The organism is Paracoccus albus (genome assembly GCF_027913035.1).
In the GTDB taxonomy this organism is placed as follows: Bacteria; Pseudomonadota; Alphaproteobacteria; order Rhodobacterales; family Rhodobacteraceae; genus Paracoccus; species Paracoccus albus.
The window spans coordinates 1,829,677-1,845,501 of the sequence record NZ_CP115775.1 but is presented as its reverse complement, the minus strand read 5'-3'; the positions used below and the strand labels follow the sequence as shown (position 1 = coordinate 1,845,501).

General features: G+C 59.8%; 11 protein-coding genes. 9 read left to right on the top strand and 2 right to left on the bottom strand.

Annotation, left to right across the window (positions count from 1 at the left end; genetic code table 11):
- Positions 1-102: 102 nt before the first annotated feature.
- From PAF20_RS09145 to PAF20_RS09135, 3 genes are all read left to right on the top strand, one after another.
- Entirely contained in the window at positions 103-2,466 is a 2,364-nt protein-coding gene (locus PAF20_RS09145; protein ID WP_271070365.1) for an OmpA family protein, read from the top strand.
- 135 nt (positions 2,467-2,601) lie between these two features.
- Positions 2,602-3,198 carry an HD domain-containing protein gene (locus PAF20_RS09140; RefSeq protein WP_271070364.1) on the top strand — a complete coding sequence of 199 codons (597 nt, stop codon included), beginning with the start codon at positions 2,602-2,604 and terminating at the stop codon, positions 3,196-3,198.
- A gap of 153 nt (positions 3,199-3,351) precedes the next feature.
- Positions 3,352-4,563, top strand: a complete 1,212-nt coding sequence (locus PAF20_RS09135; RefSeq protein ID WP_271070363.1) for an NADP-dependent isocitrate dehydrogenase — start codon at positions 3,352-3,354, stop codon at positions 4,561-4,563.
- Between the two features lie 64 nt (positions 4,564-4,627).
- Here the strand turns inward: PAF20_RS09135 and PAF20_RS09130 are convergent, their stop codons facing one another.
- A complete protein-coding gene (locus tag PAF20_RS09130; protein WP_271070362.1) occupies positions 4,628-5,737 on the bottom strand; it encodes a hypothetical protein in 1,110 nt (369 codons plus the stop codon).
- A 465-nt stretch (positions 5,738-6,202) separates the two neighbouring features.
- Between PAF20_RS09130 and purQ the strand changes: the two genes are divergently transcribed.
- From purQ to PAF20_RS09100, 6 genes are all read left to right on the top strand, one after another.
- Complete coding sequence (gene purQ / locus PAF20_RS09125; protein ID WP_271070361.1) at positions 6,203-6,871, top strand: phosphoribosylformylglycinamidine synthase subunit PurQ; 669 nt, start codon at positions 6,203-6,205, stop codon at positions 6,869-6,871.
- A gap of 229 nt (positions 6,872-7,100) precedes the next feature.
- Positions 7,101-8,795: a sensor histidine kinase gene (locus tag PAF20_RS09120; RefSeq protein ID WP_271073291.1), complete on the top strand. Its 1,695-nt coding sequence runs from the start codon at positions 7,101-7,103 to the stop codon at positions 8,793-8,795.
- Positions 8,796-8,810: 15 nt separating this feature from the next.
- On the top strand, positions 8,811-10,139 hold the full coding sequence (locus PAF20_RS09115; protein ID WP_271070360.1) for a sigma-54-dependent transcriptional regulator: 1,329 nt from the start codon (positions 8,811-8,813) through the stop codon (positions 10,137-10,139).
- A gap of 23 nt (positions 10,140-10,162) precedes the next feature.
- Positions 10,163-10,393, top strand: a complete 231-nt coding sequence (locus PAF20_RS09110; RefSeq protein WP_271070359.1) for a hypothetical protein — start codon at positions 10,163-10,165, stop codon at positions 10,391-10,393.
- 433 nt (positions 10,394-10,826) lie between these two features.
- Complete coding sequence (locus PAF20_RS09105) at positions 10,827-13,421, top strand: Rne/Rng family ribonuclease (RefSeq protein WP_271070358.1); 2,595 nt, start codon at positions 10,827-10,829, stop codon at positions 13,419-13,421.
- 133 nt (positions 13,422-13,554) lie between these two features.
- On the top strand, positions 13,555-14,298 hold the full coding sequence (locus tag PAF20_RS09100) for a cytochrome c biogenesis CcdA family protein (RefSeq protein ID WP_271070357.1): 744 nt from the start codon (positions 13,555-13,557) through the stop codon (positions 14,296-14,298).
- Here PAF20_RS09100 and murJ read toward each other — a convergent pair.
- Entirely contained in the window at positions 14,295-15,821 is a 1,527-nt protein-coding gene (murJ, locus tag PAF20_RS09095; RefSeq protein ID WP_271070356.1) for a murein biosynthesis integral membrane protein MurJ, read from the bottom strand. The two genes, PAF20_RS09100 and murJ, sit on opposite strands and share 4 nt — an antisense overlap.
- Between the last annotated feature and the right edge of the window lie 4 nt (positions 15,822-15,825).

Genomic DNA, 15,825 nt, shown 5'->3' with positions numbered 1-15,825 from the left:
TGCAAGATCGGAGCCTCATCACGGCTTGTTCAGATGACATGTCGGAACGAAGCGGTTCAGATTCGTGTTGTCGTGAAAAAGCAAGATCTTCGGGAGGATTCTATGTCACGCTTCATTTACACGGGCAGCGCGCTTGTTGCTGTTATGGCGCTTGGTGTGCTGGCGCCAGCCAAAGCAGAGATCAGGATCCCGCCGAAGAAAGCGCAGGAGCTTGCGCCGCAGCGGGCAGGGCAAATGCCGCATCTCGCGACCGCCTTGAAGGATGAACTTGCGGCGGGGCTGAAAGAGGGCGCACTGCGCTGTCTGGATGGTTCGCAGAGGCCTTGCGCGGATGATATGCCGCTGATGACCCCGACCGGGGTATCGGTGCAGCTGGTTGCGAATGGGGGCATGATCCTGGCGCCCGTTGGTTTGCAGCCTTACGCCATGACACCCGAAGGCATGCCCAGCACGCGCGGTGGCGATCTGGCGCAGTTGGCAAACCAGAACCTGGATGAATACGCAGCTGCTGCCGCTGCCTTCGATCGGGCCGCGCCAGCGAAGCAGGCGGTCGCGACAGGGTTAGAGAAGGCGGCTGGCAACCGTGAGGCAGAGTTGGCAGCCGAACTTGCGCGCAAGCAAAAGGCCGAAGCGCAGGCCAAGGCTGCTGCCGAGCGCAAGGCTGCGGCAGAAAAACAGGCAAAGCAGGACGCGCAGCGCAAGGCGCAGGCCGAAAAGAAGGCAGCGGCCGATGCCAAGGGAGCAGCAGATCGCAAGGCTACAGAGAATCGAAAGGCAGAAGCGGATAAAAAAGCCGCCGCAGAACGTCAGGCCGAAGCGCAGCGCAAAGCAGCGGCAGCAGAAGCCGAACGAAAAGCAGAGGCGGCCCGGCAAGAGCGCGAAGGCAAAGTCGCGAGTGGCCTCGCTGCCCGGAATGTCGAAGATGAGCAGCGCCGCGAAGCAGAGCGCAGACAAGCGGCAGAGCGCAAGAGGCAGGAAGAACTGGCCCGGCAACTGGCCGCAGCGCAGGCAGCAGCGACGGCTGAGCAGGAAGCAGCGGCGGAACGCGCCGCAGCCGAACGCGCAGAGGCAGAGCGGGCGCGTGCGGATCGGTATGCCGCGCAGGAACGCCGGATCACCAATGCCGACGCCAGGAAATTCGAAGCAGAGCGGATTGCCGCGATGGGTGCGCTCAACCAGGTATTGCAGCGCGAAATCACGGCTGGCCTGACAGCGGATGGTCTGGAATGCATCAATGGCTCTGCCCGGCCATGTGCCGACGGGATGGCGCTTGTGTCGCCCGGCGGGGTCACGGCAGAGGTGACGCAGAACGGTCGGATCATCATCGGCCCGATGTCGCAGCAGCAATATATTGTGAATGAAGACGGCACGCTTCGTGCAAGGGGTTCCAACACTGCCGCCGCGCGTGAGGCGGCAGAGGCAGCAGCCCCCACCGCAGAGGCTTTCAACGAAGGCGCCAGGGGTGAGGTCGTGCGTGAAACCGTGGCCTCGTCCGAGGCGCGAAGCTCTGCCGAAGATTTCGAGATGAGCCTGACAGAGGCTTTGACCCGAGCGACTCAGCTTTCGAATAACGACGATGACGATGACGACAGCGGCAGCGATCTTGCCAAGATTGCACTTGCGGGCCTTGGTGCACTTGCGGTCGGTCAGGTTCTGTCCGGAGAGCGTCAGGTCGCGCTGAACACGGGTGATCGCGTGGTCGTCACCCGCGCGGATGGCAGCCAGCAAGTGCTGAAAGATGACAATGCGCTGCTGCGTCAGGCTGGCAATGACGTGCAGACAGAAAATTACTCTGACGGTTCTTCGCGCACTGTCGTCACGCGCCGGGATGGTTCGCAGGTCATCACCATTCGAGGATCCGACCTGAGCGTTCTGCGCCGTATTCACGTGGCGCCGAACGGGCGCGAAACGATCCTGATCGACGATTCCGTGGAGGTGCCGCCGGTCGAGGTCGCAGAACTGCCCGCCGCTGCCGAACCGGAGGCAACACCGACCAATGAAGAGGAATTGCGGCAGGCACTTGCTCAGGAAGCCGCGGTCAGCCGCCGCTTTACGCTCAGCCAGATCCGCACGATTCCGGAGGTCCGCAATATCGTCGCCCCGGTCGATATCAACGCGATCACCTTTGATACAGGCTCGGCCGCGATCAACCCCGATCAGGCGCGTCAGCTTGCCTCTCTGGGTACGGTGATCGAGGATTCGATCCGTGACAACCCGCAGGAGATATTCCTGATCGAGGGGCATACGGACGCGGTAGGGGCTGCGACCTATAACCTCGCCCTGTCGGATCGTCGCGCGGAATCCGTCGCACTGGCCCTGTCGGAATATTTTGACGTTCCGCCGGAAAATCTGGTCGTGCAGGGCTATGGCGAGGAGTATCTGAAGATACCGACCTTGCTGAGCGAGCGGGAAAACCGCCGCGCTTCGGTCCGCCGGATCACCGATCTGCTGGCTTCGGCGCAGTAGTTTAGGATCAGGTGTCCAGCCCGGACGCATTGTTTCGGGTTGGTTCCTGCCTGTTCAGTTTTTGAACTGTTTGACAGCTTGTCATTGCCGCGTCGATCGCGATGCTTGACGCAGATGCAAGACACGGATCTAACGATGAATGAGAGCGATCTGGAGGCCCGGTTTGCCTTTCTGGCAGAGGCGGACAAGCTGAAATCGGTAGAGCGGGCGAACACCCTGATCGACCTGTCACGACAGGAAAACAGCGCCGAGCATAGCTGGCACATTGCGCTTTATGCGATGGTGCTGGCGGATCAGGCGGGGCCAGAGGTCGATATTGGCCGGGTGATCCGGATGCTGCTTCTGCATGATCTGGTGGAGATTGATGTGGGTGACGTGCCACTGCATTCCGGTGATGGCACGGCGCATGACTCCGCTGAAATTCAGGCGGCAGAAGCCAGGGCGGCGCGGCGTATCTTTGGCCTGCTGCCAAAGGCGCAAGGCAATGCTTTCCTTGCACTTTGGGAGGAGTTCGAGGCGGCGGAAACGCCCGACGCGATCTTCGCCAAATCGCTGGACCGAACACAGCCGCTGGTGCAGAATCTGGCATCGGACGGGGAAGGGTGGACGCGCTTCAATGTCACCTATGAGAATGTCGTTGACCGGGTGGGGCAGAAGATCAAACGCGGCGCTCCCTCTGTCTGGGCTTTTCTGCATGACAGGCTGCGCCGGCATTTCGGTTGGATGGGCTGATTACATGATCGGTGCTGTCTCGCGGCAAGATGGTTGCCGCCGGAAAGCGATTGCGCGTTTCGCAGCCCTGCATACGACGGCATACCGCCTTCCGTTCCGTGACGTAACAAGCTATACCCCGGCCAAAGCGAATTCGAACCGAAAGAGGCATCCATGTCGAAGATCAAGGTAGAAAACCCCGTTGTCGAGCTTGACGGCGACGAGATGACCCGGATCATCTGGGACTTCATCAAGAAAAAACTGATCCTGCCCTATCTCGACATCGACCTGAAATATTACGATCTGGGCATTGAAGAGCGTGACCGCACCGACGACCAGATCACGGTCGATGCGGCGAATGCGATCAAGGAATATGGCGTCGGCGTGAAATGCGCGACCATCACCCCGGACGAGGCCCGCGTCGAAGAATTCGGGCTGAAGAAGATGTGGCGCTCTCCAAACGGGACGATCCGGAATATTCTGGGCGGCGTGATTTTCCGCGAGCCGATCATTGCCAAGAACGTACCGCGCCTTGTTCCGCACTGGACCAAGCCGATCATCGTTGGCCGTCACGCTTTCGGTGACCAGTATCGCGCCACCGATTTCAAATTCCCCGGCAAGGGCACGCTGACGATCAAATTCGTGGGTGAGGATGGCGAGACCATCGAACATGAGGTGTTCCAATCGCCCGCCGCCGGTGTGGCGATGGCGATGTATAACCTCGACCCCTCCATCGTCGATTTCGCCCGCGCCTCGATGAACTATGCGCTGCAGCGTAACTATCCGCTGTATCTGTCGACGAAGAACACGATCATGAAAGCCTATGACGGGCGCTTCAAGGATGTCTTCCAGCAGGTCTTTGACGAAGAATTCGCCGACAAGTTCAAGGCCGCTGGTATCACCTATGAGCACCGCCTGATCGACGACATGGTCGCAAGTTCGCTGAAATGGAATGGCGGCTATGTCTGGGCGTGTAAGAACTATGACGGCGACGTGCAGTCGGATACGGTTGCGCAGGGCTTCGGGTCGCTGGGTCTGATGACCTCGGTTCTGATGACACCGGACGGGAAAACGGTCGAGGCCGAGGCCGCACACGGTACCGTGACGCGCCACTATCGCGAGCATCAGAAGGGCAATGAGACCTCGACCAACTCCATCGCGTCGATCTATGCTTGGACCGGCGGTCTGAAGCACCGCGCCAAGCTGGACAGCAATGAACAGCTGATGAACTTCGCCGAGACGCTGGAAAAGGTCACCGTGCGCGCGGTCGAGGATGGTTTCATGACCAAAGACCTCGCCCTGCTGGTCGGGCCGGATCAGAAATGGCTGTCGACCATGGGCTATCTGGAAAAGGTCGATGAGTATCTGAACAAGGCGCTGAACTGATCGGCGTCTGATATGAGAAAGGCCGGGCATCGCTGCCCGGCCTTTTTTATTTACTGCGTCGGCATCAGGGTAGTTCCGCCAACGCATCCGTCAGCTTGCCGGCGTGATCCTGCGCCCATTCGATAACGTCATCGGGCGCGTCGGCAACATTGTCCTCGACACGCGCCATGGCCTGAATCTCTACAATCCCGGCACTGACGACGGCAGTGCACATATTATGCGCCGCGCCGGCATCTTTGACGGCATGGAAGCACTGCATCGGGACGCCGTCGGGGCTTTCGGCTTCTACGTCGCGAAGATCGCCCTTCACTTCGCCGAGAAGATTTTTCTCGAAGCTGCGCAATCCGCTGGGATCGTCACCATGTTCGGCAAAGAGCGTCACCTGTGTCGTATCGCCGTTATCGTCATTGTAGGTCGCGACATAGGTGGTTTTCGGGCCACGAACGCTGATCTCTTTAATCGTGCGGTCGTCGATGTTTTCAGGCAGTGCCTTTGCGAAGGGCGTATCCTGCGGGGCGATGTCCGACATATCGGCCGCGTTCGCGCCATCTGATCCTTCGGCGGGCGCCGTTTCTTCAGCCGCCGGTTCGTTCAGCGCGGGCAGCGGATCGTTCGCGCTGCCTTCTGTGTCAGGTGCCGCGTTCACGGAATCCGCGAAAAGGCCCGCCAGATTTCCGTCACGCTCCTGAATGTCGTCCGGCAGGGCCTCCGCATCCGCATCGACGACCGCGCCGATCTGCACGCGGAAAAGGCGCCCGCGCATCTCTGCGAAGCAATTGACGTAACCCTGATCTGCCCTGCGGTGGTTAAAGCAGGCAAGTGGAAGGCCGTCGGGGCTGGTGAGGTCATATTCCTCGACCGGCATCTCGCTGATATCCTCATAAGCGTTGCGCAAACCAGCGAAGCGCGGTTCGAACCCCGAGGGAGGCATGGGTGCAAGCTGGACATCCGCGAAACGCGTATCCTCCTCATTTCCGTAGATCGCCTTGATCGTACCGGCCTGCGGATTGGTCTGAATTCTTTTCTGTGACAAATCCTCGATCTCGGTCACGAAACCCTTCGCGAAGGCATTGGTAAATATGCCTTGGACCTGATTTGGGGCTGCATCCTGAGCGAGTGCGTACGATCCCGAAGTGGCGAGGAGGAGGCTGGAAATGGCAATATTTCTAAACATGGTGATCCTTGAAACTGTTCGTGCTGTAAGGCCAATGCAACAAGCGGGAACGGGTTTCAGGTGAGCGACATCTTCAGACGACTCAGCGATAAACCGCCGAATAAGGACCGGCTTTGATCTGGCGAAAATGCAACAGAAAAGGAAATTGAATATTTCAGCGCTGAAACATTAAATTTCTTTCGAGCGGTTTACTGCCTGTAAGCGCTGAATAATCATTAATAACTTGACGTAACGTAAACCTGACGTTTCTGTCATGTTCAATATGTCGATTTATTGACGGTTTTATATTATGATTAGTTATGTGGACCTGGCGCCGGTCCAATTTAAAAAGGGCGCTCTGGCGGTCCTGGGGTCCAGGGAATCGCGCCGGGGCGTCCTTTCACATTCGGCACCGGCGTTCAGTCTTTCCAAGACAGGTGAAATCCGTTATCGGCTCTCGCACCAATGCCGCGAAACGGAGCCTGCATGAAAGCCGCCGTCATCACCTTCCCCGGATCGAATTGTGACCGCGATCTGCGTGTTGCCCTTGAGCTAGCCGGCGCGGATGTCGCCAAGGTCTGGCACAAGGACACAAGCTTGCCGGATGACACGGATCTGGTCGCGGTGCCCGGTGGGTTTTCCTATGGCGACTACCTTCGCTGCGGCGCGATTGCGGCACAGTCACCGATTGCGCGGGCCATTCGCGACCATGCCGATCGCGGCGGGTTTGTTCTGGGGATCTGCAATGGCTTTCAGGTGCTGACAGAGCTTGGGCTGCTGCCGGGCGCTTTGATGCGCAATTCGGGGCTGACATTCATCTCTCGGCCGGTCGGGCTTGAAGTCGTGACCGCCGACAGCGTGTTCACCGCTGGTTATCAGAAGGGGCAGAGCCTGTCCGTGCCGGTGGCTCATCATGATGGCAACTACCAGATCGACCCGGATGGGCTGAAGGTGCTTCAGGATCAGGACCGGATCGCCTTTCGCTATGCGCCGGGCATCAATGGCTCGGTCGCCGATATTGCTGGTGTTCTGTCCGAAAACCGGCGCGTGTTGGGTATGATGCCGCATCCCGAGCGTGCGGTGGAAACTGCGCAGGGCTGGACGGACGGCGCGGCGATGTTCACCTCGCTGGTCGATGCGGTGGTGTCGGCCTGATCTGACAACGCGGGCCGTTCCAGTACTGCTCATCTGGCAAGAATGTGACCGGCGGTCGCATCTTCTTGGCAGAATGCGTTGCTTTGCATACATTGTCTGAACTGGTGTTCGTCGGGGATGCCCCTATTTGACCAATTTCTTGCTGAACAGAAAGGCACCGGATTCAACGGGCGAGGATGCGACCGTTAACCAATGGCCGCTGCGGCTGGCGCTTGTCCTGCTGCTGTGCATGGGTGGTCTTCTGCTTTGGGCAACGAATGACTGGCTGACCGAAAGGTCGACGGAAACGACCCGCGTCCGGGCAGAGTTGCGGGCGACGCTATATTCCGGTCAGCTTCAGTCAGAGCTGCAGCGCAATGCCGTTGTGCCGATGATGCTGGCCCGCGATCCGGCGCTAATTACGGCGCTTGCCTCGCAGGATTTTGCGTTCACATCTGCCCGGCTGATTTCAGCGCAGAAGGAAATCGGGGTCGCATCCATCAGGCTGCTGGATGCGTCTGGGCGGACGGTTGCGGCGACGGAACGACAACTGCTGGGCACCAACTATGTCGCCGCGCCGTATTTTGTCGATGCCATGCGATCTCGCGATACTGTTTTCACTGTTGCACCGTCGGAGGGCGGGGGATTTGAGTTCGTCTATTCCCGCGCCATCGCGGACAGTTCCGGCACCTTGGGCGTTATTGTCGTGGGCGCTGACCTCCAGCAACTGGAACGGAACTGGGCCGGTATCACCGATGCGGTCGCGGTCACAGATTCGACGGGCATGGTGATCCTGTCGACCGAGGCACGCTGGCGCAGCCTGCAACTGGAAGAGGCGCTTTCCGTGCGTCCCGCGCCAAGCGCGATTGAACGCGCCTTTCAGGTCTCGACCGATTGGGCGAACAATCCCGCAGATGCCTATGTCAAAGGGCGTGCGGTGATGCAGACCGAAATGCGCATCCCGTTCCGCGGCTGGCGGATGTATAATTTCACCACCTATGTATCCATTCGCGAGCGGGTGAATACCGTTCTGGCGTTTGAGGCGATGGTGCTCGCGGTGCTTGCGGCACTGGTGTTCTACATCATGTCGCGCCGCGCTCAGCGCCGCTCTGTCGCTTATATGCAGGAGTCAGCCGATCTGAGGGCGCTGAACACCCGTCTGACACGCGAAATTGCAGAGCGTGAGCGGGTGCAGCGCGAGCTTCGCGTGGCCGAACAGACCGTGCAGCAGTCATCCAAACTGGCAGCCCTTGGCGAAATGTCCGCGGGCGTCAGCCACGAGCTGAACCAACCCCTGGCCGCGATGAAAACCTATCTTGCCGGCGCGCGGTTGCTGCTGGATCGGGGCCGCGCCGATGAGGCGCTGTCCTCGTTTCAGCGCATCGATGATCTTGTGGATCGTATGGGTACGATCACCCGGCAGCTAAAATCCTATGCCCGAAAGGGGGGCGAGGCGTTTGAGCCTGTCGATCTTCGCGCATCCCTGTCCAGTGCGCTGACCATGATGGAGCCGCAGTTGCGCACAAGGCCCGTGCGTATTCTTCGCAACCTTCCACGCCGCGCGGTGATGGTTTATTGTGACAGAATCCGGCTGGAGCAGGTTCTGATCAACCTGCTGCGAAATGCTATTGATGCGACCAAATCGACGAAAGACGCACGTATTGAGATAGGAATTGAGACAGGCGCTCAAGCTGTTGTGACGGTTCGTGACAACGGTCCGGGCGTCAGTGATCTGGACAAATTGTTCGAACCGTTCTTCACCACAAAGAAACCGGGTGAAGGCACCGGGCTTGGACTGGCAATTTCGTCAGGGATCGTGGCAGACTTCGGTGGCCGTCTGACAGCGCATAATGCCGAGGACGGCTCTGGCGCGGTCTTCGTGCTTGCTTTGCCACTCTACGATCCCGGTGGCAGCCGGTTGGAGAAACCGCTGGCGGCTGAGTAAGAAGGAAGAAGAAGCATGAACAAGACATTGCGCATTGCCATCGTCGATGATGAACCCGATATGCGTGAATCGATCAGCCAGTGGCTGGTCCTGTCGGGCTTCAACACCGCGACCTTTGCAACCGCCGAAGACGCGTTGAAAGAGATCGGGCCGGATTGGCCGGGCGTCGTCATTTCCGATATCCGGATGCCCGGCATGGACGGGATGGCCTTTCTGAAACGCCTGATGAGCATCGATTCGGCTTTGCCTGTGATCATGATAACCGGGCATGGCGACGTTCCTATGGCCGTCGAGGCGATGCGGATGGGCGCCATGGATTTCATGGAAAAGCCATTCAAGCCCGACCGCATGACCGAACTGGCAAAGAAAGCGACGCAGACCCGGCGGATGACGCTGGACAACCGCGCCCTTCGCCGCGACCTTTCCGAAGGTCAGCAGGTCATGTCGAAGCTGGTCGGCCAATCGTCGGCGATGGAGCGTCTGCGCGAGGATATTCTGGATCTGGGGCAGGCTGATGGCCACGTCCTGATTGACGGTGAAACCGGAACGGGCAAGACGCTGGTTGCTCATGCACTGCATGCAGTGGGGCCGCGCGCCTCTAAGAAATTCATTCCGATCGCCTGCGCCGCTTTTGATCCCGAGCAACTCGCCGCAAGGCTGTTCGGCCCGCTGGAGGATGGGATACCTGCCGTCGAGGAAGCACGCGGCGGCACGCTTTGCCTTGAGGATATAGAGGCATTGCCCGATGCGCTGCAGGCGCGTTTGCTGGGCTTTATCGCAGATCAGGGCAGCCCTGCCGAAACCCGGATCATTGCGATATCGAATGCACGCGGCGACGGCAAAAAGCCCGAGGACCTTTTGCGGCCCGACCTGTTCTATCGCCTGTCGGCCCTGCAGATTACCGTGCCGCCCCTGCGCGTGAGAGGAGAGGATATTCTGGCACTGTTCACCCGAATGACAGAGCAGTTTGCCGATGAGTACGGTTGTGATCCGCCGCAGGTGAACGCGCAGGAGGCTGCACAGCTTTTGCAGGCGCCTTGGCCCGGCAATGTGCGGCAGCTTATCAATGTGGCAGAGCGGGCGGTCCTGCAGAACCGGCGTGGCACGGGCTCGATCACGTCGCTTCTGATGACCGAAGGTGACGAGGATCAGGCGCAGGCCACGACGACCGAGGGTAAGCCGCTGAAGGAGTACGTCGAAAGCTTCGAAAAGATGCTGATCGACAATACGATGCGCCGTCACAAGGGTAGCATTGCTGCGGTTATGGATGAACTCTGCCTGCCACGGCGGACCCTGAACGAGAAGATGGCGAAATACGGTCTGCAGCGCAGCGATTATCTTTGATCATAAACTTCCCTGACAGGTGAGTGCCGCCTAAGGCAGAGCCTCTTGGCGGCTATGACCTGGGCCCTCTGGTGCTTGTCGTGATCGGGCTTGTGGTGGTTGGCCTGGTCCTGGCGGTTTGCTTAGCTGGATTCATGGCTGGGCTTGCAAAGGATGGGAAATGGGTAAGCTTGCTGCTTTGCGGCCTCATCGTCGCCGTTCCGCTTGCAGCCGTTCTCTGGGCTGAAACGCTGCGCTTGTCGCTGGCGCAGTGAAAATCGGTCCGTATTGCGCAGATGCCGGTTCCCGCCTAGCGGAAGGTCGGTGCCAATTCCCCATTGAACTTCCTTGCCTTCCGCCCTTATGTTCAGAACATGCGCGCAACTCATGCCTTCAGGCAGATTGTGCGCCATCAGTTTCGCAGCGGAGGCTGACCTGAGGAAAGGCAGCCACTCGCCAAGAAAACCGCCCTGCGGCGCAATTCGCGCGGGGGAGTCTTTCACTGCCCCGCGTTGTCAGACCGGGGCCAAGAGGTAACAGACGCGATGCATCGCGCGCGATACAGGTCGGATCAGGCGCTGTCCGGGGCAAACCCCACGGGCCTTCTTTTCGACCCCGTCAATGCCGCCACCGCGTCCCCATTACAGCGCAACACATATAAGCGCCCGGTCAAAGGCCGGGGCAGGTGTCTGCGTGAAAGTATAACCAATGGCAAAGAAAATGCTTATCGACGCGACCCATGCGGAGGAAACCCGCGTGGTCGTCGTGGACGGAACCAAGGTCGAAGAATTTGATTTCGAGACCGTCAACAAGCGGCAGCTTGCTGGCAACATCTATCTGGCAAAGGTCACGCGGGTTGAACCCTCGCTGCAAGCGGCCTTTGTGGATTACGGCGGGAATCGGCACGGATTTCTGGCCTTTGCAGAGATTCATCCCGATTATTACCAGATTCCGGCCGCCGATCGTCAGGCTCTGATCGAGGAAGAACGGGCCTATGCGGAAGCCGTCGCCGCCGAAGAGGCTGCGAATGAAAAGCCGAAATCCTCGCGCCGCCGCAAAGCCAAAGCCGAAAAGGCAGAAACAGGCGACGCCAGGGCCGTGTCCGAGGATATTCCGGGCATGGAAGTCGTCGATCACGACGGCGACGATGACAGCAGCGCCGCTGAAGAGGATGGCCGCGATGAAAACGCGGTCGAGGAAAAGGGCGGTGATGCGCCGGATGCGGCGGAAAAAGATGACAGCATCGAGTCCGTTGCGGATGAGGATGTTGCCGAAGAAATCCGTGTGCCCAAGAAGCCGCGTCCGCGCCGCTATAAGATTCAGGAAGTGATCAAGGTCCGCCAGATTTTGCTGGTGCAGGTGGTCAAGGAAGAGCGTGGCAACAAGGGCGCGGCGCTGACGACCTATCTTTCGCTGGCCGGTCGATATTGCGTTTTGATGCCGAATACCGCGCGTGGCGGCGGGATTTCGCGCAAGATCACCAATGCCGCTGACCGCAAGAAGCTGAAAGATATTGCCGCGGAGTTGAAGGTTCCGCAGGGCGCGGGCCTGATTATCCGCACGGCAGGCAGTCAGCGCACCCGGACCGAGATCAAGCGTGACTACGAATATCTCATGCGCCTGTGGGAGCAGATCCGCGATCTGACCTTCAAGTCGATGGCGCCCGCCCCGATCTATGAAGAGGGCGATCTGATCAAACGGACGATCCGCGATCTTTACAGCCGCGAAATTGACGAGGTGCTGGTCGAAGGCGACCGTGGCTATCGCACGGCCAAGGACTTCATGAAGATGATCATGCCGTCCCATGCCAAGAACGTGAAACACTACCACGACCCGATGCCGCTTTACGCCCGCTATCAGGTGGAAAGCTATCTTGGCGGGATGTTCAATCCGACCGTTCAGCTTAAATCCGGCGGTTACATCGTCATCGGCGTGACAGAGGCGCTTGTCGCCATCGACGTGAACTCGGGCCGGGCGACCAAGGAAGGAAGCATCGAGGATACGGCGACTAAGACCAACCTTGAAGCCGCCGATGAAATCGCCCGCCAGCTTCGTCTGCGCGATCTCGCCGGGCTGATCGTGATCGACTTCATCGACATGGATGAGCGCAAGAACAACTCTGCCGTTGAAAAGCGGTTGAAGGACCGGCTGAAGACCGACCGGGCGCGGATTCAGGTCGGCAAGATCTCTGGCTTCGGCCTGCTGGAGATGTCGCGTCAACGTCTGCGTCCGGGAATGCTGGAATCGACGACGCAGCCTTGCGCGCATTGCCACGGAACGGGGCTGATCCGCTCTGATGACAGCCTTGCGCTGACCATCCTGCGGGCGATCGAGGAAGAGGGGACGCGCAAGCGTAGCCGTGAGGTGCTGGTCAAGGCCCCTGTGGCTGTTTCCAACTTCCTGATGAATGGCAAGCGCGAACATATCGCCATGATCGAGGCGCGCTATGGCATGTCCGTTCGTGTCGAGGCCGATCCTGTTCTGATCTCCCCCGACTTTGCGCTTGAGAAGTTCAAGACCGCAACACGGTCAGTGCCCGAATTGGCGGCCCCGGTTGTGTCTGTGGATGCGCAGCTTATGGCGCAGATCGACGATGATGAGGATCAGACCGACACCGCCGACGATTCCGCAGACAGCGATGATCGTGATGCCAAGGCGGCAGATCGCAATGATGGCGAGGATAATGGTGAAGGCGGTGGCCGTTCCAAGCGCCGCCGCCGTCGCCGCCGTCGCGGTGGAAAAGATCGCACAGAGGGCAGCGAAAGCAGCGATGAGACGCGCAGCGAAGAGGTGATCGCAGCAGGGTCGGAGCAACCCGCCGACGCCGCGGCTGACGCGGTGGAAGCGGCCAAGGACGAGCCTTCGGAGGAGGGTGCGAAGCCCAAATCCCGCTCACGCTCTCGGACGCGAACCCGCCGCAAGACGGAAGCCAGGACCGAGGCGGAGCAGGGGGATGCGGCTGTCGCCGCCGCTGCCGCGGAGACGACGGACACCGAAGCTTCGGTCGATACGGCAGAGATCGTTGATCTGCGTGATCTGACCCGTACCCCGTCGGAGCCTGCTGAATCCGTCGATCCTGTGGCCGTCAGTGAAGCAGAAGCTGCTGTCGCGGAAGAACAGCAGGCGACTGCGCCACAGGTGAAAAAGGTGGCAGAAGCCCCCGCGCCAGAGGCCGAACCGGTGATGCAACCGAGCGAGGCTGCTGCCGATGCGCCAAACAAAGCCGTTGCCGAAACGGTCGAGGAAGCGCCAACAGCAAAGCCGACCCGGCCCAAGCGCCGCGGTTGGTGGTCGATGGGCTGATCGCAGCCATAGCCAGAAAAGGAGGTCCGCCAAAGCTGGCGGGCCTTTTTTCTTTCCGATCCGGGGTTTGCCGCACGCGACTGTGACCTCTTGTCCTCTGGCGTCGGAAGCAAAACCAGTTAGTGTCGCGCCCATGTTTGGAATTGACCTCATGGATGCGGGCTTTCTGTCTGCCGCAAGCGTTGCTGTGCTGGCAGGCATATTGTCGTTTCTTTCCCCCTGCGTGTTGCCAGTGGTGCCGCCCTATTTGGCCTATATGACCGGAATCAGCGTCAACGGGCTGAAAACCGGAGAGCGGAGCGCGGTTCCCGCAGCGATGATGTTCGTTCTGGGCCTTTCGACGGTGTTTCTGGTCATGGGCTTCGCCGCATCGGCCTTCGGGCGATTGTTTCTGGAATATCAGATCTGGCTGGCGCGTATCGGTGGCCTGGCGGTCATCGTCATGGGGCTGCATTTCCTGCATGTTTTCCGCATCCGTATGCTGGATCAGGAGGCGCGGCTTGATACCGGCGATCAGGGTGGGTCTGCCCTTGGTGCCTATGTCCTAGGCCTTGCCTTTGCCTTCGGATGGACGCCCTGCATCGGGCCTTTGCTGGGTGCGATCCTGGCCCTTGCCGCCAGTGAGGGAGAGATCGGGCGCGGGACCGGACTGCTTGCGGTCTATGCGCTTGGCCTTGGGATCCCGTTCCTGCTGTCAGCGATCTTCATCAACAGCGCCATCGGCTTCATGAACCGCATCAAACCGCATCTGAAGGTTGTTGAACGCGTGATGGGCGGATTGCTGGTTGTCGTGGGCATCCTGCTGGTCAGCGGGCGTATGGCGGATTTGTCATATTGGATGCTGGAAACCTTCCCCGTTCTGGGCCAACTGGGTTAACGGCGGACGTTCCGGCGCAGATCGCGGATCGAGATCGCACCCGTCGCAAAGCTGAGCGCGAAATAAAGCGCCGCGCCGCCAAATACCAGCAATGCCAGTTCAGGTATACGCGCCATTCCGATGCTATCTGTCCAGCGAAGCGTCAGCCACAGTGCAATGGCCATCAGCGCTGAACACAGAAGGATACGCGGAACGGCACGCATCAGCCTGCTATCCCAACGTGCGGCTTGTCCCATGCTGCGGGTGCCCATCCACAGTTGCGCGGCCATGACCCAGGATGCCACCGTCGTGGCAATCGCTGCCGCCAGGAAGCCGATCGAGGTCATCAGACCAAAGGCGACGGCCGCGTTGACCACCATCGCCACAAGCGCATAGCGGAAGGGAGTCCTGGTGTCCTCTCGCGCGAAATAGAGCGGTTGCAGGATCTTCTGCATCACGAATGCAGGCAGGCCAAGCGCATAGACCATCAGCGCGTAAGAGGTCATCAGCACGTCATGCTGGCCATAGTCACCCCGCCCGAAAAGCGTGTCGACCATTGGATAGGCTATAACGGCAATGGCGAAGGCGCAGGGCATGGTCAGGAACAGGCCGAATTCTGTCGCGCGGCTGAACGCGCTTTGACCGCCCGCCTCATCCTGTGCACTCAGGCGCCTGGCAAGTTCGGGCAGAAGGACCACGGCAACCGCGCCTGCGACTACGCCGAGGGGCAGTTGGTAAAGACGGTCCGAATAGTACAGCCAGACGACAGCGCCTTCGAAATACGATGCGACCTGCGCACCAACCAGCAGGTTGATCTGCACGACACCGCCGGCAAATGCGGCGGGCAGGGCGACCCGGATCAGATTGCGCATTTCTGGCGACAGGCGCGGGCGCTTCGGCCAGAATGTCCAGCCATTGCGATGCGCATCCCACCAGACGAGGCCAAGCTGCGCGATGCCCGTCACGGGTGTGGCCCACGCCAGCGTCAGGCCGAGATCCCAACCTCGCCAGCGACCCAGAAGCATAGCGACGATGAAAAGCAGGTTGAGCAACACGGGCGCGGCCGCGGCGGCGGTAAACCGGCCATTGGCATTCAGCACGCCCGAAATCATCGAGGCGAGTGAGATCAGGAGGATGTAAGGGAAGGTTATCCGCGAATACTCAACGGCGAGAGCAAATCGCTCATCCCCCGCAAAGCCCGATGCCATCATCATGACCATGACAGGCATGAAGATCATCGCGAGCGCCGACAGCATCAGCACGGTGATGAACAGGCCGGAAAACGCCTCTGAAGCAAAGCGGGTGGCCTCGGCCCGGTTCTCCAGCTTCTTTGCGAACATCGGCACGAAGGCGGTGTTGAAAGCACCTTCGGCGAAGAAACGGCGGAACATATTCGGCAGGCGGAGCGCGACGGCAAAAGCCTCTGCCATCGGTCCGGAACCAAGCCAGGCGGCCATGAGCATGTCGCGCACGAATCCGGCGACGCGCGAAATGAATGTCCAGCTGCTGACGGCCACAAAGCCGCGCACCAGGCTTCCCTTCATGTTC